Raw genomic sequence first — 23,354 nt, forward strand, 5'->3', positions numbered from 1 at the left:
CAACATATTGAAATATTACATTATTGCGGGAGAAGCATCAGGTGATCTGCACGGCAGCAACCTCATCAAACAGCTGAGGAAGCTGGATACGGCCGCGGATATACGCAGCTGGGGCGGCGACCTGATGGAAGAAGCCGGAGCCAAAGTGGTAAAGCATTACCGGGAACTGGCATTCATGGGATTTGTGGAAGTGGTGATGAATCTCCGCACTATTTTCCGTAATCTGGATTTATGTAAGAAGGATATAGCCGCCTTTCAGCCCGATGTACTGGTGCTGGTAGATTATCCCGGCTTCAACATGCGCATCGCTGAATGGGCCAGACAGCAGGGATTTAAAACAGTATACTATATTTCCCCGCAGGTATGGGCCTGGAAGGAAAACCGTGTAAAGAAACTCAAAGCCAGTGTAGATAAAATGCTGTGCATACTTCCCTTCGAAAAGGAATTCTATCACAAATGGAATTATGAAGTGGAATATGTAGGTCATCCGCTGGTAGAAGTAATTAAGGCGGCCAAAGATCAGCCCGCTGATCCGCCGCTGGCCGATAAACCCATTATCGCCATACTACCCGGCAGCCGTAAACAGGAAGTAAGCGTAAAGCTGCCCATCATGCTCACAATGGCCCGGCATTTTCCGGAATACCAGTTCATCGTAGCACAGGCCCCCAGCCTGGATGACGAATTCCTGCAATCACTTACCGGCCAGCATCCCAACGTATCCATGGTGAAAGGGCAAACCTACAAGCTCCTGCGCCAGGCCAAAGCCGCGCTGGTAACTTCCGGTACCGCCACCCTGGAAACCGCCCTGTTCGGCGTTCCGGAGGTTGTCTGCTATAAAGGCAACCCCATTTCCTACTTCTTCGCGAAAAGACTCATAAAAGTAAAATACATCTCCCTCGTTAACCTCGTAATGGATAAATTGGTGGTAAAAGAACTTATTCAGCACGACCTCACCGAAGAAAATCTGCTGAAAGACCTCACCATCCTGCTGAAAGATCAGGACTCCCGTCGCCGCCTGAGTGAAGACTATGCCGCCCTGTGGCATAAACTGGGCGAAAAGGACGCGAGTAAGAGAGCGGCGGAAGTAATATATGATTACGGGAAGAAGGTGTAAACAATTGCGAATTACGAATTGCGAATTACGAATGTAGAAGCGAAGATTAAAACGTAGATTAAAGGAGATAACAATTAAACACTCCCTTGGTCTACGTTTTAATCTTCGCTTCTACATTCGTAATTCGCAATTCGTAATTCGCAATTATTTATAATTAGTTCTGTTTTCGCAAAAGCCTTACCACCAGCACTACCAGTGCTATCAGAAACAACAGTATCGATATTCTGTTCATGCCATGCATCATTGCCACATAGCGGGTTTTAGGTGCATTGGGGTCTTTTTTTCCTATATAGAAGTATCGTAATATTTGCTGCCAGATGCTTTTCATGTTCCAAAGATCGTAAATCAATGCTATTTTTGAAGCACCTGAAATTTACGGATATGAAAATGATAGCATGGGGTCGGCTGTTGGTCACGATCTTTTTTTTAGCCAGTTTTACTAAAACGATTTATGCGCAGGAAATGTCGTCAGGATGGGAGTTTTCCCGGACGGATGAAGGTATATGGCGGCCGGCAACGGTGCCTGGTACCGTACATACCGATCTGATGGCGCAGCACCTCATTCCGGATCCGTTTGCAGGCACCAACGAAAAAGCGGTGCAGTGGGTGGATAAAAAGGACTGGCAATATCGCAGAACCTGGATGATAACAGCGGCGGACCTCCTGCATGATGTGATAGAACTGGAATTCGAAGGGCTCGATACTTATGCGGAAGTATTTATCAATAACCAGCGGGTACTGACCTCCCGTAATATGTTTGTAGCACAGCGGGTGAATGCAAAACCCTGGCTGCAGGCGGGAGACAACGAGTTGCGTATCCTGTTTAAAAGTCCCGTTAAAACAGATATGCCGCAGTTTCTGCGGGATAATATTATCTATCCGGCGGGTAATGATGCGAGCGATATTCCGCTAAGCATCTATGCCCGTAAGGCGCCTTATCATTATGGCTGGGATTGGGGCCCGCGGCTGGTTACATCCGGTATCTGGCGCCCGGTGACGGTGAAGATGTGGAACAGGGCTGCGATCCGTGAAGTATGGTATCAGCAGCAATCACTGCAGGCAAAAGGAGCGGAAATAAACGCTGCGGTTGCAGTAGAAGCAGTGACGGAAGGAGATTACAGCCTGCAGTTGCAGGCGGTCCTGGATGGAAAAAAGCAGTGGTCTGCCGTAAAAAAGGTGACCTTAAAGAAAGGTGAAAACACCATCAACATACCTGTAATCATCTCCCGTCCGCAGCGCTGGTGGCCTGCCGGCCTTGGTGCGCAGACGCGTTATACCTTCGAGGCCAGGCTGCTGCAGGAAAAAGAGGTATTGTCTGCAGATACCCGGCAGATAGGGCTGCGGACCGTAGAGGTGGTGAATAAACCGGACAGCCTGGGAGAGAGCTTTTATGTGAAAGTGAATGGCATACCAGTGTTCATGAAAGGCGCCAACTACATACCGCAGGATAATTTCCTGCCCCGCGTTACCACGCAGCAATACAACCGACTCTTTGAAGATATGCAGACCTCCGGCTTTAATATGGTGCGTATCTGGGGCGGCGGCATTTATGAAAACGACCATTTCTATAACCTGGCAGATGAAAAAGGAATACTGGTATGGCAGGATTTTATGTTTGCCTGTACGCTGTATCCGTCTGATGATGCTTTCCTGGAGAATGTAAAACAGGAAGTGATTTATAATGTGAAAAGGTTGCGCAACCACCCGTCTATGGCCCTGTGGTGCGGCAATAATGAAGTGGCGGTAGCTATTAAAAACTGGGGCTGGCAGAACGGTTACGCCTATACGGATCAGCAGTGGAAGGAGCTGCAGACGGGCTACGACAAACTGTTTAAATCCCTGCTGCCGCAGCTGGTGCAGGAACATGATCCGGGCCGGTTTTACTTCCACTCTTCCCCGATCAGTAACTGGGGCACTAAGGAAGACTTTACTAAAGGCGATAATCATTACTGGGGCGTATGGCACGGTATGGAATGGTTTGAAGCCTTCAATACGCATATCCCAAGGTTTATGAGTGAATATGGTTTTCAGTCGTTCCCCGGCATGGAAACCATCCGCACATTTGCCGCTCCGCAGGATTACGATATTTTCTCCAATGTGATGCAGTCACATCAGAAAAGTCCGGCTAAAGGCAATACCGCTATTAAAACCTATATGCTCCATTACTATCAGGCGCCGAAAGATTTTCCATCCTTTGTTTATTTAAGTCAGGTAGTGCAGGCAGAAGGTATGAAAATGGCTATAGAAGCGCATCGCCGGGCGATGCCGTATTGCATGGGCACACTTTACTGGCAGCTGAATGACTGCTGGCCGGGTCCTTCCTGGTCGGGACGTGATTACTATGGCCGCTGGAAAGCCCTGCAGTACTATGTGAAAGATGCCTTTACCCCGCTGCTGGTGTCCAATGTGATCGAAGGCAGGCAGCTGGCGACATATGTTGTATCCGATGAGCTGAAGGACCGCCGGGCAGACCTGGAACTGACGGCTACAGACCTGGATGGAAAGGTACTCTGGCAGCAGACCCTGAAGCAGATCAACATCGCTGCCAATGCCAGTCGTAAGGTATTTGCAGTAGATACAGCCGAAATATTGAAAGGAAAGAACCCTGCCATGGTAATATGGTATGCACAACTGCGAATAGACAATAAGCCCGTAAAGCGTAATATCTTTTATTTTGTACCTGCGAAGGATATGCAGCTGCCGCAGCCGGAAATATCAGTGACTTTCGGTAAGCAGCAGTCTGGTGGTGACTATCTGTATATGACTGTGCACGCTGATAAACTGGCCAGAAATGTATCGCTGGAGCTGGAAGGATCATCTCCGGAAGAAAGATTCGAGGAGAATTATTTCGACCTGCTGCCGGGTGAAACCCGCACTATCAGGGTGTTTACCACCCGTAATCCGGTAGCAGTCAAAGCCGCGCTGAAAGTAACATCTTTGGTAGATTCTTATAAACGTTGACTATGCGAAAATTATGGATGGCATTAGGTTGTGTATGGTTAAGCCTGCACGCAGCCAATGCACAGAGCGGAGAACCGCCTTATGTGCCTGAAACAGACAAAGCGGTGCTGCAGAAGCTGGAAGAGTGGCAGGACTGGAAATTTGGAATGATTATTCACTGGGGACCGTACTCCCAGTGGGGAGTGGTGGAGTCCTGGAGTATCTGCCCGGAAGATGAAGGATGGACACAGCATGATCCGAAATATTCCTACTTCGAATATGTGAAAAGATATGAAGCGTTGGGTAAATCGTTTAATCCTACCCGCTTTGCGCCGGAGAAATGGGCTAAAGCCGCTGCCAACGCAGGGATGAAGTATGTGGTGTTTACAACCAAGCATCACGATGGCTATGCCATGTTTGATACAAAACAGAGCGATTACCGCGTAACTGCGCCAGACGTGGCTTTCAGCAAGAACCCGCGCGCAAATATCGCCAAAGAGGTATTTGAGGCATTCCGCCAGGAAGGTGTGCATGCCGGCGCCTATTTCTCCAAGCCCGACTGGCATGTGGATTCCTATTGGTGGAATTATTTCCCGCCGCACGACCGGAATGTGAATTATGACCTGAAGAAGTATCCTGAAAGATGGAATCAGTTTAAACAGTATACCTATAATCAGATAGAAGAACTGATGACCGGTTACGGCAAGCTGGAGATACTGTGGCTGGACGGCGGCTGGGTAAGGCCGCTGAAGCAGCAGACGCAGGAATCGCTCTCCTGGAGCAAGACGCCGCCGCAGGATCAGGACATTGATATGGGAAAGATCACTGCCATGGCCCGGAGCCATCAGCCCGGACTGATAGTGGTAGACCGCAGCGTGCACGGGCCTTATGAGAACTACCGTACACCGGAGCAGCAGATCCCTGACAAGCCGCTGAGCTACCCATGGGAGACCTGTATGACGATGGGCGGTTCCTGGTCTTATGCACCCAATGACAAGTACAAATCCGTCAATACCCTGGTACATAACCTGGTGGATATAGTAGCGAAGGGCGGTAACTACCTGTTGAATGTAGGCCCGGGCCCTGACGGGGAGCTGCATGATGCCGCCTATACAACTATGAAAGGTATCGGCGACTGGATGCATGTCAACGGAGAGGCTATTTATGGTACGCGTGCCATAGCGCCTTACAAGGATGGCAAGGTATGTTTTACGCAGAAAAAAGACGGCACAGTGTACGCCATCTGCCTGCTGGATGAAAATGAGTCCCTGCCGGCTGTTATTTCCTTTAAAGGTATCCGTCCCAAAAAGGGAGGAAGTGTGAATATGTTAGGGGTGTCCGGAAAATTAGTGTGGAAAACTACCGGAAACGGAGTAGAGGTGAAGTTGCCTGAGGTATTACGTAGTAAAGGGTTTAAGCATGCTGTTGCTATTCGTTTGGGTAGTGTGGAAAAGATGTGAGTTTCCTGTTAGAAGAACGTGAAATAAAAAAGAGGAACCGGATAACCCGCCGGCTCCTCTTTTTTGTTATATAGTGGAATTATTAACGATAGTATGAACACGAGCGTTAGTAAAAAATATCTCTTTTAACCATAATCCGGAGGAACTGATATGGAACTTACTATGAACACTGCCGTGACCAAGCCCCATAGAATACTGCTGGCAGAAGATGATAAGGCCTGGGGTGATATAGTTAAACGTAACCTCGAGAGTGTAGGGTATCAGGTGGAGCATTGCTGTAACGGACATGAGGCATGGGAAGAATTTCAGCGAAAACGTTATGATCTGCTGCTGGTGGACATTATGATGCCGAAGAAAAACGGTTTTGAACTGGCACAGGCCGTACGGGTACGTAATTCTCTCATCCCTATTTTCTTTCTTTCTGCAGAAAAAACAATGGATGCCGATCGGCTCCGTGGCTTTGAACTGGGGGCAGACGGCTACATCGTTAAGCCTTTCAGCCTGCTGGAGCTGCAGCGCCGTATCAAAGCCTTCCTGAAATGGACCCGCCCCGTAAAATCCGAACTGCTCGTAGGGCATGTATTCGGGGATTATACCTACAACTACCGCAAACTCAAAGTCTATAAGAATAATAATATGGGAGAGGCCATCGCTACTTTTTCTCCCACAGAAGCCAAAATTATCAGGTACTTCTTCAGCCGTCCCAATATCATCATCAAGAAGGATGAACTGCTGATGAAAATCTGGGGTAAGGACGATTTCCACGCCAGCCGCAGTATGGATGTGTTTGTAGGGAAAATCCGCAAGCAGCTGAGGATTGAGCCGCGGGTAACCCTGGAAACCATTTTCAATGTAGGCCTGCGCCTGAACGTCCCGGAAGACCTCCTGCCGGAAAAGATCACTATCCCCTTGCAGAATAAACTTCAATAATATTTTATTATTTGATTATTTGAGATTTTGAATAAATCGGGGAGCCCCGTTGAGTATTTACGGATTTTGGAATTTTGGAATGTTGAGATTTTATAAATGGCAGAAACACAGTGAATGTCTTCGCTGCATTATAAAATCTCAACATTCCAAAATTCCAAAATCCGTAAATACTCAACGGGGCTCCCTGATTTATTCAAAATCTCAAATAATCAAATAACTAAATAACCACATCTCAAAGATTATATTAAATCGTAACTTTAAGGCCAATGGAAACAGTGGCAGTTCAAAAATACAACTTAGACGAAGAGCAGGAGAAGAAAGAAATCGTCCGGCATTACCGCGCCCTGCTGAGAGCGCTGAAACCCCGTCTGAAAAAAGGCGACAGGGAGCTGGTACGTACTGCTTTTGAAATGGCGGCAGATGCGCATAAGGAAATGCGCCGGAAATCCGGTGAGCCTTATATCCTGCATCCGCTGGCAGTGGCGCAGATATGCGTGGAAGAAATCGGGCTGGGCGTACGCTCCGCCATCTGTGCATTGCTGCACGATACCGTGGAAGATACGGAAGTGACGCTGGAAGACGTATCCCGGGAATTCGGAATTGAAATCGCGCATATCGTTGACGGGCTGACTAAAATATCCACCGTAATAGATTCCAGCACCAGCACCGCACAGGCAGAGAACTTCAAAAAAATACTGCTGACGCTGGCAGACGATCCCAGGGTAATACTTATCAAGCTGGCAGACAGGTTGCATAACATGCGCACCCTGGATAGCATGAGCCGGGAGAAACAGCTGAAAATAGCTTCCGAAACCGTATTTATATATGCACCGCTGGCGCATCGCCTGGGGCTGTATAACATCAAATCGGAGATGGAAGACCTGGCGATGAAATACACGGAACAGCAGACCTACCGTGAAATCGCTAAAAGACTCAAGGAAACGAAACGTGAACGTACCCGCTATATCAATGAATTTATCAAGCCTATCAAGGAAGTACTCCAGGAAGAAGGCTTTAACTTCGAGATTTACGGGCGCCCGAAGTCTATCCATTCTATTCACAACAAAATCAAAACCAAAGGCGTCGCCTTTGAAGAAGTATACGACCTCTTCGCTATCCGTATCATCCTGGATTCCGCACTGGACAAGGAAAAGGCTGATTGCTGGAAGGTATATTCCATTATTACCGACTTTTACCATCCCAGCCCGGAACGTACCCGCGACTGGCTCAGTAATCCCAAATCCAACGGCTACGAGGCCTTGCATGTAACTGTAATGGGGCCGCAGGGTAAATGGGTGGAAGTACAGATCCGCTCCAAGCGTATGAATGACTACGCGGAAAAAGGCGTGGCGGCGCACTGGCGCTATAAGGAAGGCGCACAGAACCCGCAGCAGGAATCCAAATTCGATCAGTGGTTTACCCAGATCCGCGAAATCCTGAGTAACCCGGATTCCAATACCCTGGACTTCCTGGCCGATTTCAAGAGCAACCTCTTCACCGAAGAAATTTACGTGTATACCCCTAAAGGCGACCTGAAAATACTGCCGGTAAACTCTACCGCACTGGATTTCGCCTATTCTATTCACAGTGCCGTCGGTAACAAGTGTATCGGGGCCAAAGTGAACTATAAACTGGTGCCGCTCAGCCATAAGCTGCGCAGCGGAGATCAGGTGGAGATCATCACCTCCAATAAACAGAAACCGTCGGAAGACTGGCTTAACTTTGTGCTGACAGCCAAGGCAAAATCCAAAATCAAGGATGCGCTGAAGGAAGAAAAACGTAAAGTGGCCATGGACGGGAAAGCTGCGCTGGAACGCAAGCTGGACCATATGAAGATCGCCGCCAGCCAGCATAACATCAATGAGCTGGTGCAATTCTATAAACAACCTTCCCCGCTGGATCTGTACTATCAGATTGCGGTGAAAAATATTGACCTCAAGGAACTGAAACAGTTCTCGGTGCTGGGCGACAAACTGGAGCCGCCCAAACCGGTGAAAATACCGGAACACGTGCCTGAAGAGCATGTCAAACATCAGCTGCCTTCCAAAAAGGATGCGGAACTGATTATCTTCGGCGAAAGCTCCGACAAGATTGCCTATAAGCTGGCTAACTGCTGCCGCCCCATCCCCGGCGACGACGTTTTCGGGTTCATTACTGCCAGCGAAGGCCTTAAAATTCACCGTACCAACTGTCCGAATGCCGCACAGCTGCTGGCTAACTATGGCCACCGCGTAGTGAAAACGAAATGGGTGAAAAACCGTGAAATCTCCTTCCTCACGGGATTACGGATCATTGGTATGGACGATGTAGGCGTCATTCACAAAATCACCAATATCATCTCCGGCGAACTGAAAGTGAATATCTCCGCCCTCAGTATTGAGTCCAAGGAAGGCCTGTTCGAGGGCCTTATCAAAGTCTACGTGCACGATAAAGAAGAGCTGGACGAACTGGTAGACAGGCTCAAAAGGCTGGATGGCATTCAATCTGTACAGCGCCTGGAAGAATCCTGATTCATTTGAAATTTGGTTATTTGAGATTTGGTTATTTAAAATGCAGCGAAGATCATAGCTGATTGTATTCGCTTATATCCCCGCTGCATTTTAAATAACCAAATCTTAAATAACCAAATCTCAAATAATTTGATTTTGTTGTAATTCAGCTTAATTTTGCGTCTTCTTTTAAAAGCAACAACCTCCGATAATTAATTAAATCATTATGGTAGACGTTTTGTTAGGCCTGCAATGGGGCGACGAAGGCAAAGGTAAAATTGTGGACTATTTTGCCGGCAAGTACGACGTGATTGCCCGTTTTCAGGGTGGTCCGAATGCCGGACATACGCTGTATGTAAACGGACAAAAAGTGGTGTTACGCACTATTCCTTCCGGAGTATTCCACGAAAAAACCATTAACCTTATCGGAAACGGCGTGGTGCTGGACCCGGTAGCTTTCAAGAAAGAGAGCGAAGATATTGCTGCCCTGGGCATTGACCTGACAAAAAATCTGTTTATTGCAGAAAAAACGCATATCATTGTTCCTACGCACCGTGCGCTGGACAAGGCTTCTGAATTATCCAAAGGACACGAAAAAATCGGTTCTACCCTGAAAGGGATCGGACCTGCGTATATGGATAAAACCGGCCGTAACGGTTTAAGGGTAGGAGATGTTGTTTCTCCTGATTTTAAAGAGCTGTATGAAAAGCTGAAGCAGAAGCATCTGCAGATGCTGTCACAATACCAGGTAGAAGGCCTGGATGCAGATATTGCCGCATGGGAAGCTGAATTCTTCGAAGCTATTCCTTTCCTGAAAAAAATGAATATCGTGAGCGGTGAATATTTCCTGAATGAAAAACTGAAAGCCGGTCAGAAAGTACTGGCGGAAGGCGCTCAGGGAAGCATGCTGGATGTGGACTTCGGTACTTATCCGTTCGTGACTTCTTCCAATACTATTTCTGCGGGCGTTTGTACCGGACTGGGTATTGCACCGCAGTGGATTAAAGAAGTGATTGGTGTGACCAAAGCGTACTGCACCCGTGTGGGTAGCGGACCTTTCCCTACTGAACTGCACGATGCTACTGGCGAAAAGCTGCGTGCTGCCGGTCATGAGTTCGGCGCTGTTACTGGTCGCCCCCGCCGCTGTGGCTGGATTGACCTGGTTGCACTGAACTATACCTGCATGCTGAGCGGCGTTACCCAACTGGTGATGACCAAAAGTGATGTATTGGATGAATTTGATGAAGTACTGGCCTGCACCGCCTATGAAATCGACGGCCGTCAAACCAAACAACTGCCTTTCCAGCTGAACGGACTGGAAATAAAACCAGTGTATGAAACCTTCGGTGGCTGGACAGAAAAAACTGCTACTTGTAAGCAATTCAACGAGTTACCGGCTGAAATGAAAGCATTTGTTTCATCAGTAGATAAGTATCTGGGCGTTCCCGTGAAATACGTTTCCAACGGGCCCGGACGCGATCAGATCCTGGAGAGATAAATGACAAAAAATTAAGGAAAAAAAACGGCAAAAAAAATTTGGCTAATAAAAAAAACTATTAAAACTTTACGGCAAAGAAATAAGTAAACCTATTATGAAATCAAAATCTGATAAAGAGAAAGAGACGAAGAAAACTACTTCTCCTAAGACTGCCAAAGACGCTCCTAAAGCTGCTAAGCCTAAGAAAGAGGTGGAGGATGATGATGATGAGGACGAAGATGAAGAAGAAACAGCTTCAAAAAAGACCTCAAAGAAATCAGATAAGCCAGCTTCTAAATCCAAACGTAAAAGCGATGACGACGAGGATGATGAAGACGGAGATGACGATAGCGATGATGATATGGATGACGCATGGGAGAAGGGAGAAGATGATGACTATGATCCTGACTTCGAAGAATTCGATATGCCTAAGTCTAAAGGTAAGCGCGGCCGCCCTGGTGGCACCACTAAAAAAGGCGCTGACGATGATGACGATCTGGGCCTCGATGACGATTTCAAGGACATGGATCTGTTCAACGACCGCTTCGATGACGACGACGACGATTTTTAAGCACTAAAAGCGATTGTTATCAGGATATTCCACACTTTTCCGATTGATGATCACAAAATATTTAAACAACAAATGTTGAATTGGGGCAACCAGTTCAACATTTGTTGTTTATTGGACAATAACAACTATGCCTCCGGCTATCATCATTTCGAAGTCTTACTAGGCGCTGATGCGCTGCAAACGCTGGAACTCAATGCCGGCAACGCTTTTGAATCCCTGGACCAGTTCCATTCCACTCACCGGGACTGGCTTTTCGGACACCTTGCTTACGACCTGAAGAATGAAACTGTACCCGGTCTGCAGTCGGACAACTACGACGGTATCGGGCTGGATGACCTGTGTTTTTTCCGGCCACGTGTAGTAATACAGTTGCAGCGGGGAAAAGTGCATATCGGCGGCATCAGCTTTTCTGAAGAAGATGCGCTGGCAGTTTTACGGGATGTGCAGCGTATGCCCGTCAACGTTACTCCGCCCGCAGCGCTTATAAAAGGGCCGCTTCAGGCACGGCTTGACCATGACCGCTACATCAGTGCAGTAAAAGCCCTGCAGGCGCATATCCTGCGCGGTGATTGCTATGAAGTGAATTTCTGCCGGGAAAATTATATGGAAGATGCCAGCGTGTATCCGCCGGCGTTATTTGCACAGCTGAATGCGTTGTCGCCCGCACCTTTTGCCGCTTTCTACAAATGGAGGCACCGTTACCTGATCAGCTCCAGCCCGGAACGCTTCATGCAGAAGACAGGCAACACGGTTATCTCCCAGCCTATCAAAGGTACCAGCAGAAAGGATGCCGATCCGGCTACGGATCAGCGTCTGCGGCAGGAACTGCAGCGTAATCCGAAGGAGCGCGCTGAAAACATTATGGTGGTAGACCTGGTAAGAAATGATCTTTCACATACTGCCGTGCGCGGGAGTGTGCAGGTGACGGAACTTTGCGGTATCTACACCTTCGCACAGGTGCATCAGATGATTTCAACCATTTCCGCGGAACTGCCGCCGGAACTGCCGCTTACAGCCGTTATCCGGCACGCCTTCCCAATGGGTTCCATGACCGGCGCACCCAAAATACGCGTCATGCAGCTGATAGAGCAATATGAACAAACCCGCCGCGGCCTTTACTCCGGCGCCGTAGGCTACTTCACTCCCGAAGGGAACTTCGATTTCAACGTTGTCATCCGCAGCATGCTGTACAATGCAGCCAATAAATACCTTTCCTTCCAGACCGGCTCCGCTGTTACCTTCTACAGTGACCCGGTAAAAGAATGGGAAGAGTGTTTGCTGAAGGCAGACGCGATGAAGAAAGTACTGAACAGATAATTAATTACGAATTACGAATTGCGAATTACGAATGTAGAAGCGAATTTTAAAACGAAGATTAAAGGTGATAAGTATTAAATATCCTCTTTAATCTTCGTTTTAAAATTCGCTTCTACATTCGTAATTCGCAATTCGTAATTCGTAATTCAAGCCTTAAATATTTGTTCCATCGCCTCCTTCACCGTCGGATAGGAGAACTGAAACCCGGTATCCTGGATTTTCTGGGAAGATGCTTTCACACTTTTGAGTACTTCTACGCTCATTTCGCCGAGGGCGAGCTTGAGGGCGAAAGCGGGAACATAGCTGGTGATGAAGCTGTTGCCTTTGGCAGCGTGGGCCATGGCGAGTACCAGTTCCTTATGGGTGACAGGGTTGGGCGCTACGGCATTGTAGATACCTTCCAGCCGGTCGTTGACGATAGCGTTGAAATAAAGGCGTACGAGGTCCTGCAGGTGTATCCAGCTGATGAACTGATCACCGGAGCCGAGTACGGTGGCAAAGCCGAATTTCAGTGGTTTATAGAATTCTTTCAGGGCACCGCCATCTTTACTGAGACAGATGCCGGTGCGGAAGATGACGAGTTTTTTATTGAGGGTGGTAACGGGTAAAATACTTTTCTCCCAGGCCAGGGTGGTGCTGCCGAGGTAGTCGGTAGCCGGCGGATCTGTTTCCCTGAAAATATGATCGGTGTATTCTCCATAGAAGCCGGTTGCGGATGCGCTGATAACCTTTTTGATTTTATTGGGATGACTGCGCATCATTTTAAAAAGCAGGTCGCTGCTTTTGGTGCGGCTGTCGATGATTTCCTGTTTGCGGGCGGCCGTCCAGCGTTTTTCGCCTACGTTGGCGCCTGCGAGGTGAACAACATAATCAGCTGCCTGCAGGGCAGTAACGTCCAGTGTCTGGTTATTTATATCCCATGCTGCATAGGTAACAGATTTGTTTGTGCCTTTGGCGGGATCCCTGGTATAAATAATCACCTTGTATCCACGCTCCAGCAGCAGGCGGGTTAACGCCGTACCTATCAATCCTGTTCCACCGGTTATAATAACGGTCTCCATTAAGTTTATCTGCTTTTAAAAAAATTTATTAAAAATACACAATAAATCGGGCCTTTTGGTATTAAAGTAAAGGCGACGATCGCTTCTGTGAAATAGGCGCATTAATTTCTGATTTTTGATGTAAGTTTGAACAGGATGCGCACTAGCACATCTCTGACTTATCACACAGTATCTGAAACATATCTACAGCATGCACACGCTATACCGCATTCAACTGTTCCTGTTGCTGTTTTTTGCCGGCAATGCAGCAATGGCCCAGAAAATTTCCTATTCCGAACCGGAAAAGGATGATTACAAAAGTACTGAGTTTGAAATCATTGGAAAGGTGTCCGGGAATATTCTCGTCTATAAAACAGACCGGGGCGACTATGCGGTTTCTGTATACGATGCGGACATGCAGCTGAAAGACCGCGTGAAGCTGGATTTTCTGCCCAGGAAAGTTATCAGCATGGATTTCGTGGCCTATCCCGATAAAGTGCTGATGATTTACCAGTTTCAACGTAAGGACGCTGTATACAGTTTCTGTGCTGCGATGACGCCGGATGCGAAATTCAATGACGCTCCGATACTGATTGACTCTACCCGGATAGGCATGTATTCCAAAGAGAACAAGGTATATTCTGTGGAGATTTCGGAAGATAAGAACCGTATCATGGTGTATAAGATCAACCAGGATAAGGAAGATAACAATGTGTTCTATACTTTCCTGTATGACAGCACTATGAGCCTGGTGAACAACAGCCGGCTGTCCCTTCCCATGGAAGGAAAGAAGCAGTTCCTCAGTAATTTCAATCTCACCAACGAAGGGGATTTTATTTTCAATAAGCTGGAACGCACGTCCAACCGCGATTATGTGATAAGCGGCAGCATGGTGATGAAGCGTTCCCTGGTCGACAGTTTTGAGGTGAATCCTATGGGTTTCAAAACCATGTTGCTGGATGAAGTGAAGATGAAGCTGGATAACAGCCGTCATACCGCGCTGGTAACCGCCTTCTATTATAAACAGAAAAGAGGGAATGTAGAAGGGATGTACCTGTATAAATTTGATTATGCCGGTAATAAGCCGGTTTATGAGAAAACAACGGTGTTTTCCAATGAACTGAAAATGAATGCGCGGGGCGAATCCAATACCAGCAGTGCTTTCAACGATTACTTCATCCGTAAGATCATTAATACTTCCAACGGTGGATTTCTGCTGACGGCAGAATCCTTCTATACTTCTTCCCGCTACCAGCCCTGGAACCGCTGGAACTATATGTATGGCAGTCCGTATGGCATGTATTCTCCCTATTATTACTCTCCTTATTCTCCTTTATATTACAACCCGTGGTACTGGAATAATTCCCAGGGAGTGAGGTATCATTATGATAACATTGCGGTATTATCTTTTGATGAAGAAGGCAATATGCAATGGAACAACTTTGTGCGTAAGAGCCAGTTTGATGATAATGCCGATCTGTATTTATCTTACCTGATGGTGAATATCGGCAGCGAGCTGCGTTTTCTGTACAATGAGCTGGACCGGCGCAGTTATATGCTGACAGACGTGAGTCTGGCTCCCGGCGGGAAATTGAACCGCATGCCTACCTTACGTAACCTGGACAAGGGTTTCACCTGGATGCCGCGTTACGGAAAGCAGATCAGTGGCCGTACGGTATTGGTACCATGTATTTACAGGAATTATATTTGCTTTGCTAAAATTGACTTTTAATCACACCTTTGTACTGTGATAAGATTTTTCCGTTCAGGCAATCCGCTTACGGTATTGCTGTTGCTGATATACACCTTGCTGGTTAAGTTTTACTATCTGCTGCACCCGGTCGCATATGTGGCCGACGGGTCGGAGGGCCTGTTGTACCAGTTGCTGGTGCAATGGATGCACCGGCTGACGGGCGATAGTCCTTTCCTGTATACAGGACTGGCTATTCTGCTGTTACTGCTGCAGTCGCTGTTATTTACCAAGATCATCAATCATCACCGTTTATTTCCGAAGGCCACCTATCTGCCGGCCATGTGTTTCCTGCTGTTTACTTCCATGTTGCAGAGCTGGAACACTTTTTCTCCGGCATTGCTGGTGAACCTGATTATGCTGTGGGTATTTTCCAGCATAACGGAGCTGTATACACGTACTTCGGCCCGCGATGTGGTATTTAACATTGGTTTTGCCCTGGGGATAGCGGGTTTGTTCTATTTCCCGGCCATTATATTCTGTCTGCTGCTGCTGGTGAGTATGCTGATTATGCGTGCCTTCCGGCTGGCAGAGTGGATAATTGCCATTCTGGGGCTGATTTGTCCGTTATACCTGATGGGCACCTACCTGTTCCTGACCGGGCAGATGGCCCTGCTGCGGAAGATTCCGAATATAGGGTTGTCGTTGCCGATGATCAGTGATTATAAGGTATGGGGCGCCATGGTGGCCTGTACGTTGTTTTTTATACTGGGCTGGCTGTTATTGCAGCGTCCGTTAAAGAAAATGCTGATACAGGGCCGGAAGATATGGGCCGCGCTGATAATATATGTACTCGTAGCCATGCTGGTACCGTTCTTCAATGTTCATTTTTCTCCTGCTTACTGGGTGCTGGCGGTATTGCCGGTTTCCATCTTTGCCGCCAATGTTTACTGGTCGGTGACCAATGAAACATTTGCCAACATTATCCACTTCATTACGCTGGCTTACGTCATTGTCATGCAGTATTTCAGCTAGAAAGCCAATTTTAAGCAGCTGATTACCAGTATTTTGTTAAATCGGGATAAGCGGCAATGGAAAATTGCCGCAGGAGAAGTAATTTTGTTCTTTCCCGGAAGCCATAGTATGAATAATAAATTCAATATGGAGGGAGGGGAAATCAGTTTTTAAAGCATTATTTATATATAAAACACAAAACATTTTCAGATGAAATTTGGTGTTGTCACCTTTCCGGGTTCTAACTGTGATCATGACATGATTGATTCCCTGCGCAATGATCTGGGGCAGGAAGTAATAGAATTGTGGCATAAGGATAAAGACCTGAGCGCATTTAGCACAGAAGATTGTATCGTACTGCCGGGCGGATTTTCCTACGGAGATTACCTGCGTTGCGGTGCCATCGCCAGGTTCAGTCCTATGATGCAGAGTGTGATTGAGTTTGCCAACAAGGGTGGTCGTGTAATCGGCGTTTGTAACGGGTTCCAGGTACTGTGTGAAGCCGGCCTGTTACCGGGAGCGCTGCTGCGTAACCAATCCCAGCAGTTCATCTGCAAGAATATTTTCCTGAAAAGTGAGAACACGGTAGCCTCCATCACCAAAGATGTAACCGGCAGACCGCTGATGATTCCTATTGCCCACGGAGAAGGCCGCTACTATGCTGACGACGCTACGCTGGACGAGCTGGAGAAAAATAACCAGATCCTGTTCCGCTATTGCGATGAGTTTGGCAATATTCTTGAATCTGCCAACCACAACGGCGCTATCCGTAATATCGCAGGTATCTGCAATAAAGAAAGAAACGTTTTTGGGATGATGCCACATCCGGAAAGAGCTACCAGTCTTGCACTGGGTAACACTGACGGACAGCTGATTCTCCAGAGTCTGATCAATAATAACTAATCAATCACCACCAACCACTTAAAAAGAAAAGCATGAAAAAATTATTAACAGCACTGGCTTTGTTTGCCTTGCCTATTCTGGCAAGCGCTCAGATCGAGAATCCGGTTAAATGGAATTTTTCTGCCAAGAAAGTAAATGCTACCACGTATGAAGTGCATGCTACCGCTACCATCGAGTCTGGCTGGCACCTTTATGCACAGGAAGCCGGCGAGGGCCCTGTTCCTACCACTTTCAAGTTTGCCAAAAATCCGCTGGCAGTAGCTACGGGTAAAGTAACAGAAGCAGGCAAGCTGCATAAATCTTTCGACAAAAACTTCAACTCCGAGCTGAAATACTACGAAAACACCGTTGACTTTGTACAGAAAGTTACCGTAAAAGGTAAAGCTGCCACCAAGGTGAAAGGTTCTGTGGAATTCATGGTATGCGACGATCATCAGTGTCTGCCGCCTAAAGAAATTGAATTCTCTGTTAGTGTAGGAGGAAAATAACTTGCGCACTATAACCGCTATACGTTATAAAGACAAACGAGTTCCTCCAAAAAAGGAACTCGTTGTTGTTTAATCCACTTTATAGTATTTAAAGCCTATTGATTATATGAAGCAATTGCTTTCATTTCTGATACCTCTTTTTGCGATGTTCGGCCTGCAGGCCAGCGCGCAGGAACAAAGCCCGAAGCCTGTGAAATGGCAGTTCTCTGTCGAGAAGAAAAGCGACAAGGAATACATACTTCACGCGAAAAGCAGCATAGACAAAGGCTGGCTGCTGTTTTCCACCACCATGGGCAATGATGATCCCAATACCAGGATAGCGCTGGACAGTTCCATCAAAGGAACAGTTGGCGGTATAACAGAACAGGGTAAACTGGAAAACCGTAAAGAGCCGCTGTTTGACAATATCGATATTAAATACTTTGAGCAGGAAGCCACCTTCGACGTGGCCGTTAATGCAGATGCGCCTTTAACCAAACTGAAAGGTACCGTTAGCTACATGGTGCTGAAAGGAGAGGAAGTGCTGCCGGAAGAAGAGAAATTCGATATCGCAGTGGGCAATGGCCAGGCTACTGCTACCGCAGAACCAGCCGCAACAGAAACGGCTTCCGGTGATGTGGCAGAAGATGATGCCTCCAACAAATCCCTGTGGTGGATATTTATCGCCAGCTTCGGCGGTGGCTTCATTGCGCTGATTACGCCGTGCGTATTCTCCATGATCCCGATTACCGTGAGCTTCTTTACCAAACGCAGTAAAACGAGAGCAGAAGGTATTAAAAATGCATTTACCTACTCCTTGTCTATCATCATCATCTATACCTTCCTGGGCTTCCTGATAACGAAGATATTCGGCGCCAGCGCGCTGAACTCACTGGCCAGCAACGGTATTGCCAACATGATCTTTTTTGTGATCTTCCTGCTGTTTGCCTTCTCTTTCCTGGGGGCCTTTGAAATATCGCTGCCCAGCTCATGGGCAAACGTATCAGATTCCAAAGCAGGTATGGGCAGTATGCTGGGGATATTCTTCATGGCGCTTACACTGGCCATCGTTTCCTTCTCCTGCACCGGTCCTATTCTGGGTAACCTGCTGGTACTGGCTGCCAAGGGGGGGAATACGGGCCCGCTGGTAGGTATGTTTGGTTTCTCGCTGGCATTGGCTATTCCCTTCTCACTGTTTGCATTGTTCCCCAGCCTGCTGAATAAAATCGGTAAATCCGGTGGCTGGCTGAACGCGGTGAAAGTAACGCTGGGTTTTGTGGAACTGGCCCTCGCGCTGAAATTCTTCTCCAACGTAGATATGGCGTACCACTGGAACCTGCTGGACAGGGAAATATTCCTGGCGCTGTGGATCGCTATCTTCGGACTGTTAACACTTTACCTGATCGGTAAGCTGAAATTCAGCCATGACAGCGATGTTCCGTTCCTTTCTGTTACCCGTCTGAGTTTCGCACTGGTGACTTTCTCCTTTGTGATATATATGATTCCGGGTATGTGGGGAGCGCCGCTGAAAGGTATCAGCGGATTTTTACCACATGAAGGATCACAGGATTTCAACCTGAATAAATCCCTGACAGATATCAGGGTATCGCTTGAAAGTGGCGGCGGCGGCGGAAATACTTCTTCCGGTACTACAGCCGTTGTTAAACCGAAGAAACTGGTGGATATCCTGCATTCTGAAATTCCCGGTGTGGACAACCTCTTCTTTGATTATGAAGAAGCGCTGGCAGCAGCCAAAGCAGCCAACAAGCCGCTGATGCTCGACTTCACCGGTCATACCTGCGTGAACTGCCGTAAGTTTGAAAAATCGGTATTGTCCGATCCGCGTGTAATGAAAATTATGCGCAACGATTTCGTGGTAGCATCTCTCTACACCGACGAAAAAACATCCTTACCGGACGCAGAGCAGTATACTTCCAAATTTGATGGTAGCAAAGTGACCAACATCGGCCAGAAAAACCTGGACCTGGAAGCTACGCACTTCAAACGTAATTCACAGCCTTATTATATCCCGGTTGACCTGGAAGGTAAAGCACTCGTGAATAAAGGTTATGGCTACGATCCTAAGGAAGATGCCGATGCATTTATTCAATACCTGGAAAGTGCCAAGGCAGAATTTGCAAAACGCCAGGGAAAATAATCACTACCATATTCATCTTAAAAAGTCCGGTAAGCAATTACCGGACTTTTTTTATTGGAGCGATATTTCAGTATATTTAAGAAAAGGAGTAGCCATGAGAATATCGGGAGTAGACTATATCTTATACACAAAAAAAGATCTGCTGGATTTTTTTGACGCGTTTGAATTAAAGCTGAAAGATATCTGGAAGGAATTTTACAAGGAATCAGATTTTGAAGAGGATGTGTACAACGTTTTTTACGCGGCAGACAAGATTACATTTGAAGAAATGGAACAGCAGGGCTTCTTTCTGAATGGCCATCACGAAGGGCCTTTCTATATCATTTTTGATGCATTGTATGCAGAAACGGAAAGACAGATTACGCTGGTATTGCCTGCACAACGGGAGACATCAGCATTTTGTGAAAGAATATTTCAGCTGGTGAATGAGGTGTGTTGCGGAGGCAGTGGGAATTGAGCATACAGGGTTGCCCCGGAATAAAAAACTGATGCAGATTTTTGTTTGTATCTTACCATAGTTTTTAAGATAATTTCTACTATACCTTATGAAGCGTTTGTTAATGCTGTTGGCTGTCTGTCTGGACTTTGTACATGTAAGTGCCCAGATCAATACTTCCCAGATCAATACCTATTCTATTGCTCCCCCTCCGAATGCAGCTGCACTGGCGCGTTACGGAGAAATTCCGGTGAGTCTGTATTCCGGGATACCCTCCATTGAAATTCCGATGTTCACTGCGCAGAGCGGACAATTACAGTTTCCTGTTTCTTTAACTTATCATGCTGGCGGCATCAGGGTTGGTGAAGTAGCATCCCGCGCAGGGCTTGGCTGGTCGCTGAATGCGGGTGGCTGTATTACCAGAACTATTATGGGACTTCCGGATGAGCAGGGGAATGGATTTAATTCCATCAAGGACCGAGGCGGCCTGAAACAGGGATATGGCGTTACGGATTATGCAGATTCCTATCTGATGCGTTTAGGCAGCGGTCTGGAGGATACTGAATCTGATGTGTATTATTATAATTACAACCAGCGCTCAGGCAAATTCATGTTCTTTGATTCTGCTTACAGAACCCTGCCTTATTCTAAGTTACATATTGGTGATCTGGATAATTTCAAAAAGTATATTGTAGATGAGAATGGTTTCAGGTATGAGTTTAGAGATGCAGAAAGTTCATCTACCAGTTCAAATGTATCTGAATCATTTATCAATGCGCCGCAGGCCTGGTATCTGAGCAGGATATTTTCTCCTGATAAAAAGGATTCCATTATCCTGACGTATGAAGATTTTTCCTATTCGGTGTCTACCCGTCAGGAGCAGGAAACAAAAAAAATCCTGTATGATTTTACAACAGGAGATTATCCGGCAACCGTGGATGAAAAAACTGAAAGCTCGCAGATGATTTCAGGCAGTTTGCTGAAGTCTGTAACAGGTACGGGTTTTCAGGTGAAATTTTATTATTCTGCCAGAACAGATGCTACTGATAAGAAGATAGATTCTATTGTTTATCTGGATGGCAAAGGCAACCGGATGAAGAAATTCTTGCTGAATTATAGTTATTTCTCTGGTGCAGAGAAGTTAAGATTAGATTCGGTTATAGAATATGGAAGTGGTACGCAAAGCCTGCCTGCTTATAAATTCAGTTACCTGAATCCAAACAGTGTACCCCGTTTAACTTCTCTTTCTCAGGATCATTGGGGATTTTATAATGGTAAGCAGAATAATACACTGATTCCTTACATTGTTAACCGCCTCGGCCGGGAAGAAAAGCTGGCAGACAGGGAAACAGATACTACATATCTTTTAAATGGTATTTTAAATAAGATAGACTATCCGACAGGTGGTTATTCCACCTTTGAGTATCAGGGAAATGATTATGGCTGGATAAAGAATGGTGAAGCAGCGCCCGAATATTATGAAAAAAGTATGTCTGCAGGGGCAAGATTGAGGTATAATACCCTTGGTGTGCCCGGGGCAAAATCAGACACTTTTCAGATACAGCAAAAGCAGGAAGTAAGCATTAGTTATTATATCACTAATTGTAATGACAATGTACCCTGTACCTCCTATAATAATCTGCCATCAGAAGGGGTAGTAGCACTTTACAGGATTCAGGGCACACAGAAAATACTTATTCTTCATTATTATGCCACAGAACTGGATCGGTCCACAGAAGGGCAGGTTTTTAAAACACTGGACCCAGGTACTTATTCAATTGATGTAAATGTTGTCAACCCTTACGATTATCTCCGCGGAATGGTTGGATATAAATTGTTCACTGACAGCGTTATCACCCGTAAGCGACTGACAGGAGGCGCCAGGGTTGCTAAAATAACCAGCTACGATGGTATCAGCCATAGCAATGATGTCATCAAACGATATGAATACACCATGGCAGATAAATCTTACAGCAGCGGTGTAATAATGGGACTGCCACAGTATCATTATTCCTATACTCAACTGGGAGATGATGGCCATTCTGCTATGTGCGGCAAAAGATACACTTATAACTGTTATACTTCTTTCTCCCAGATGGCTCCGGGATCTTCTCAAGGCGGAGTGGTAGGCTACAGAAGAGTAACGGAGTTGCTGAATACCAAAGATTCTACCATCAGAACAGTCAGCTATTTCACTTCCGCCTATAACTATCCGGACTGGACTATTCAGGCGCCTCCCTTTCCGCCCGCTATCAGCTTCGATTGGCGCAGAGGATTGCTCACCCATAAATTAACCTATGGTGCCGGTAATGAACTGCTGCTATGGGAGAAAAAGAAGTATGCGATTATGCCTGACTTCTCTTACTCCGTACAAAATTTCAAGGTGCAGCAACGTTCTTTCTGCGTCGGGTCGGCCATAGTGAATGGTAAGTATATGGAAACCCAGTACAATACAGAGTATTTCAGTCATAAAACAGACTGGATGCCATTGATAAGTGACTCTGTTATTACCTATAGCCGCGGTATGCGTGATTCACTGCTGACCGTGACTGCCTATACCTACGATACTACTTCCCTGAACCCCGGTGTAGTTACCCGGACATCCAGTCAGAAAACAATAACAGAACGTTTCAGATATCCGCTTAATTACAAGGCAACCGCCACTGATAATATATCTGCCGGAATCCGGAACCTGCAGCAGCTGCATATTTTAGCGCCGGTAATTGAATCCTGGACTTCTTATAGTACCGGGGCTGATTCCGGAGTTACTGCCGGCAGGTTTGTATCATTTAAAACAGACCGGCCCTATCCCGAAACGGTGTATAAACTGATGCTCAATACACCAGTGAATAATTTCACTCCATCTGCCGTTGCAGGAGGCGCTGTGACGAAAGATAGCAGGTATGAACCGGTTATCGTATTTGATTTGTATGATAACCTGGGAAATGTATTGCAGCAACATAAAGCCAATGATATGACGGAGTCTTTTATCTGGGCATATGGAAACAGGTATCCGGTAGCCGCCGTAAAAGGAATGACCTATGCTGTGGCGGATGGTATAGTGAACGCAGGTATCGTCAGTTCCAGTTATGATGATACCGAGATCAGGAACCGGTTAGCTGCGCTGAGGAATACAGCTGGTGTACTGGTGAATACCTATACCTTCCGGCCTTTGCTGGGAATGACAAGTGCAACTGATCCTTCCGGTCAGACTATCTATTACGAGTATGACGGCTTTGGCAGGTTGTCATTAGTCCGTGATACCAAAGGAAAGATATTGAAGATGATTTCCTATAATTACCAGGCCCCGGCAGCACAATAAATTAAAAGATCCTTTGTAATTACCAT

Annotated in this window: 17 protein-coding genes; 15 read left to right on the top strand and 2 right to left on the bottom strand. The window is 46.6% G+C overall.

The window, feature by feature from the left end; all coding sequences use genetic code 11:
- Positions 1-7 precede the first annotated feature (7 nt).
- Positions 8-1,114 (top strand): lipid-A-disaccharide synthase, encoded by a 1,107-nt coding sequence (gene lpxB, locus GWG06_RS03570; RefSeq protein WP_127042597.1) that lies wholly within the window; start codon positions 8-10, stop codon positions 1,112-1,114.
- Between the two features lie 154 nt (positions 1,115-1,268).
- On the opposite strand, the gene GWG06_RS30430 is transcribed toward lpxB, so the two are convergent.
- Positions 1,269-1,442, bottom strand: a complete 174-nt coding sequence (locus GWG06_RS30430; protein ID WP_173962817.1) for a DUF6728 family protein — start codon at positions 1,440-1,442, stop codon at positions 1,269-1,271.
- Positions 1,443-1,576: 134 nt separating this feature from the next.
- Here GWG06_RS30430 and GWG06_RS03575 point away from each other — a divergent pair, with 134 nt between their 5' ends.
- The 7 genes from GWG06_RS03575 (at position 1,577) to GWG06_RS03605 (ending at position 12,298) form a co-directional block, all read left to right on the top strand.
- Positions 1,577-4,075 carry a beta-mannosidase gene (locus tag GWG06_RS03575; protein WP_160711422.1) on the top strand — a complete coding sequence of 833 codons (2,499 nt, stop codon included), beginning with the start codon at positions 1,577-1,579 and terminating at the stop codon, positions 4,073-4,075.
- A gap of 2 nt (positions 4,076-4,077) precedes the next feature.
- Complete coding sequence (locus GWG06_RS03580; protein ID WP_160711423.1) at positions 4,078-5,514, top strand: alpha-L-fucosidase; 1,437 nt, start codon at positions 4,078-4,080, stop codon at positions 5,512-5,514.
- Between the two features lie 150 nt (positions 5,515-5,664).
- Positions 5,665-6,444 (top strand): response regulator transcription factor, encoded by a 780-nt coding sequence (locus GWG06_RS03585; RefSeq protein WP_127042603.1) that lies wholly within the window; start codon positions 5,665-5,667, stop codon positions 6,442-6,444.
- A 266-nt stretch (positions 6,445-6,710) separates the two neighbouring features.
- Positions 6,711-8,954, top strand: coding sequence for a RelA/SpoT family protein (locus tag GWG06_RS03590; protein ID WP_127044345.1), 2,244 nt, complete (start codon positions 6,711-6,713; stop codon positions 8,952-8,954).
- A 205-nt stretch (positions 8,955-9,159) separates the two neighbouring features.
- Positions 9,160-10,431: an adenylosuccinate synthase gene (locus GWG06_RS03595; protein WP_127044346.1), complete on the top strand. Its 1,272-nt coding sequence runs from the start codon at positions 9,160-9,162 to the stop codon at positions 10,429-10,431.
- A gap of 94 nt (positions 10,432-10,525) precedes the next feature.
- Positions 10,526-10,981, top strand: coding sequence for a hypothetical protein (locus tag GWG06_RS03600; RefSeq protein WP_158631682.1), 456 nt, complete (start codon positions 10,526-10,528; stop codon positions 10,979-10,981).
- Positions 10,982-11,053: 72 nt separating this feature from the next.
- Entirely contained in the window at positions 11,054-12,298 is a 1,245-nt protein-coding gene (locus tag GWG06_RS03605) for an anthranilate synthase component I family protein (RefSeq protein WP_160711425.1), read from the top strand.
- Between the two features lie 146 nt (positions 12,299-12,444).
- Here the strand turns inward: GWG06_RS03605 and GWG06_RS03610 are convergent, their stop codons facing one another.
- Positions 12,445-13,359, bottom strand: coding sequence for a TIGR01777 family oxidoreductase (locus GWG06_RS03610; RefSeq protein ID WP_160711427.1), 915 nt, complete (start codon positions 13,357-13,359; stop codon positions 12,445-12,447).
- Positions 13,360-13,549: 190 nt separating this feature from the next.
- Between GWG06_RS03610 and GWG06_RS03615 the strand changes: the two genes are divergently transcribed.
- From GWG06_RS03615 to GWG06_RS03645, 7 genes are all read left to right on the top strand, one after another.
- Positions 13,550-15,070, top strand: coding sequence for a hypothetical protein (locus GWG06_RS03615; RefSeq protein ID WP_160711429.1), 1,521 nt, complete (start codon positions 13,550-13,552; stop codon positions 15,068-15,070).
- 15 nt (positions 15,071-15,085) lie between these two features.
- Positions 15,086-16,063: a DUF6427 family protein gene (locus GWG06_RS03620; RefSeq protein ID WP_127043227.1), complete on the top strand. Its 978-nt coding sequence runs from the start codon at positions 15,086-15,088 to the stop codon at positions 16,061-16,063.
- Between the two features lie 189 nt (positions 16,064-16,252).
- Positions 16,253-16,945, top strand: coding sequence for a phosphoribosylformylglycinamidine synthase subunit PurQ (purQ, locus tag GWG06_RS03625; RefSeq protein ID WP_127043229.1), 693 nt, complete (start codon positions 16,253-16,255; stop codon positions 16,943-16,945).
- Positions 16,946-16,977: 32 nt separating this feature from the next.
- Complete coding sequence (locus GWG06_RS03630) at positions 16,978-17,433, top strand: protein-disulfide reductase DsbD domain-containing protein (protein ID WP_127043231.1); 456 nt, start codon at positions 16,978-16,980, stop codon at positions 17,431-17,433.
- Between the two features lie 106 nt (positions 17,434-17,539).
- Complete coding sequence (locus GWG06_RS03635; RefSeq protein ID WP_160711431.1) at positions 17,540-19,570, top strand: protein-disulfide reductase DsbD family protein; 2,031 nt, start codon at positions 17,540-17,542, stop codon at positions 19,568-19,570.
- Between the two features lie 94 nt (positions 19,571-19,664).
- Complete coding sequence (locus tag GWG06_RS03640) at positions 19,665-20,027, top strand: hypothetical protein (RefSeq protein ID WP_160711433.1); 363 nt, start codon at positions 19,665-19,667, stop codon at positions 20,025-20,027.
- A gap of 88 nt (positions 20,028-20,115) precedes the next feature.
- A complete protein-coding gene (locus GWG06_RS03645; RefSeq protein WP_160711435.1) occupies positions 20,116-23,328 on the top strand; it encodes an RHS repeat domain-containing protein in 3,213 nt (1,070 codons plus the stop codon).
- Positions 23,329-23,354 lie beyond the last annotated feature (26 nt).

It is taken from the genome of Chitinophaga solisilvae, from assembly GCF_009928525.1.
Lineage (GTDB): Bacteria > Bacteroidota > Bacteroidia > Chitinophagales > Chitinophagaceae > Chitinophaga > Chitinophaga solisilvae.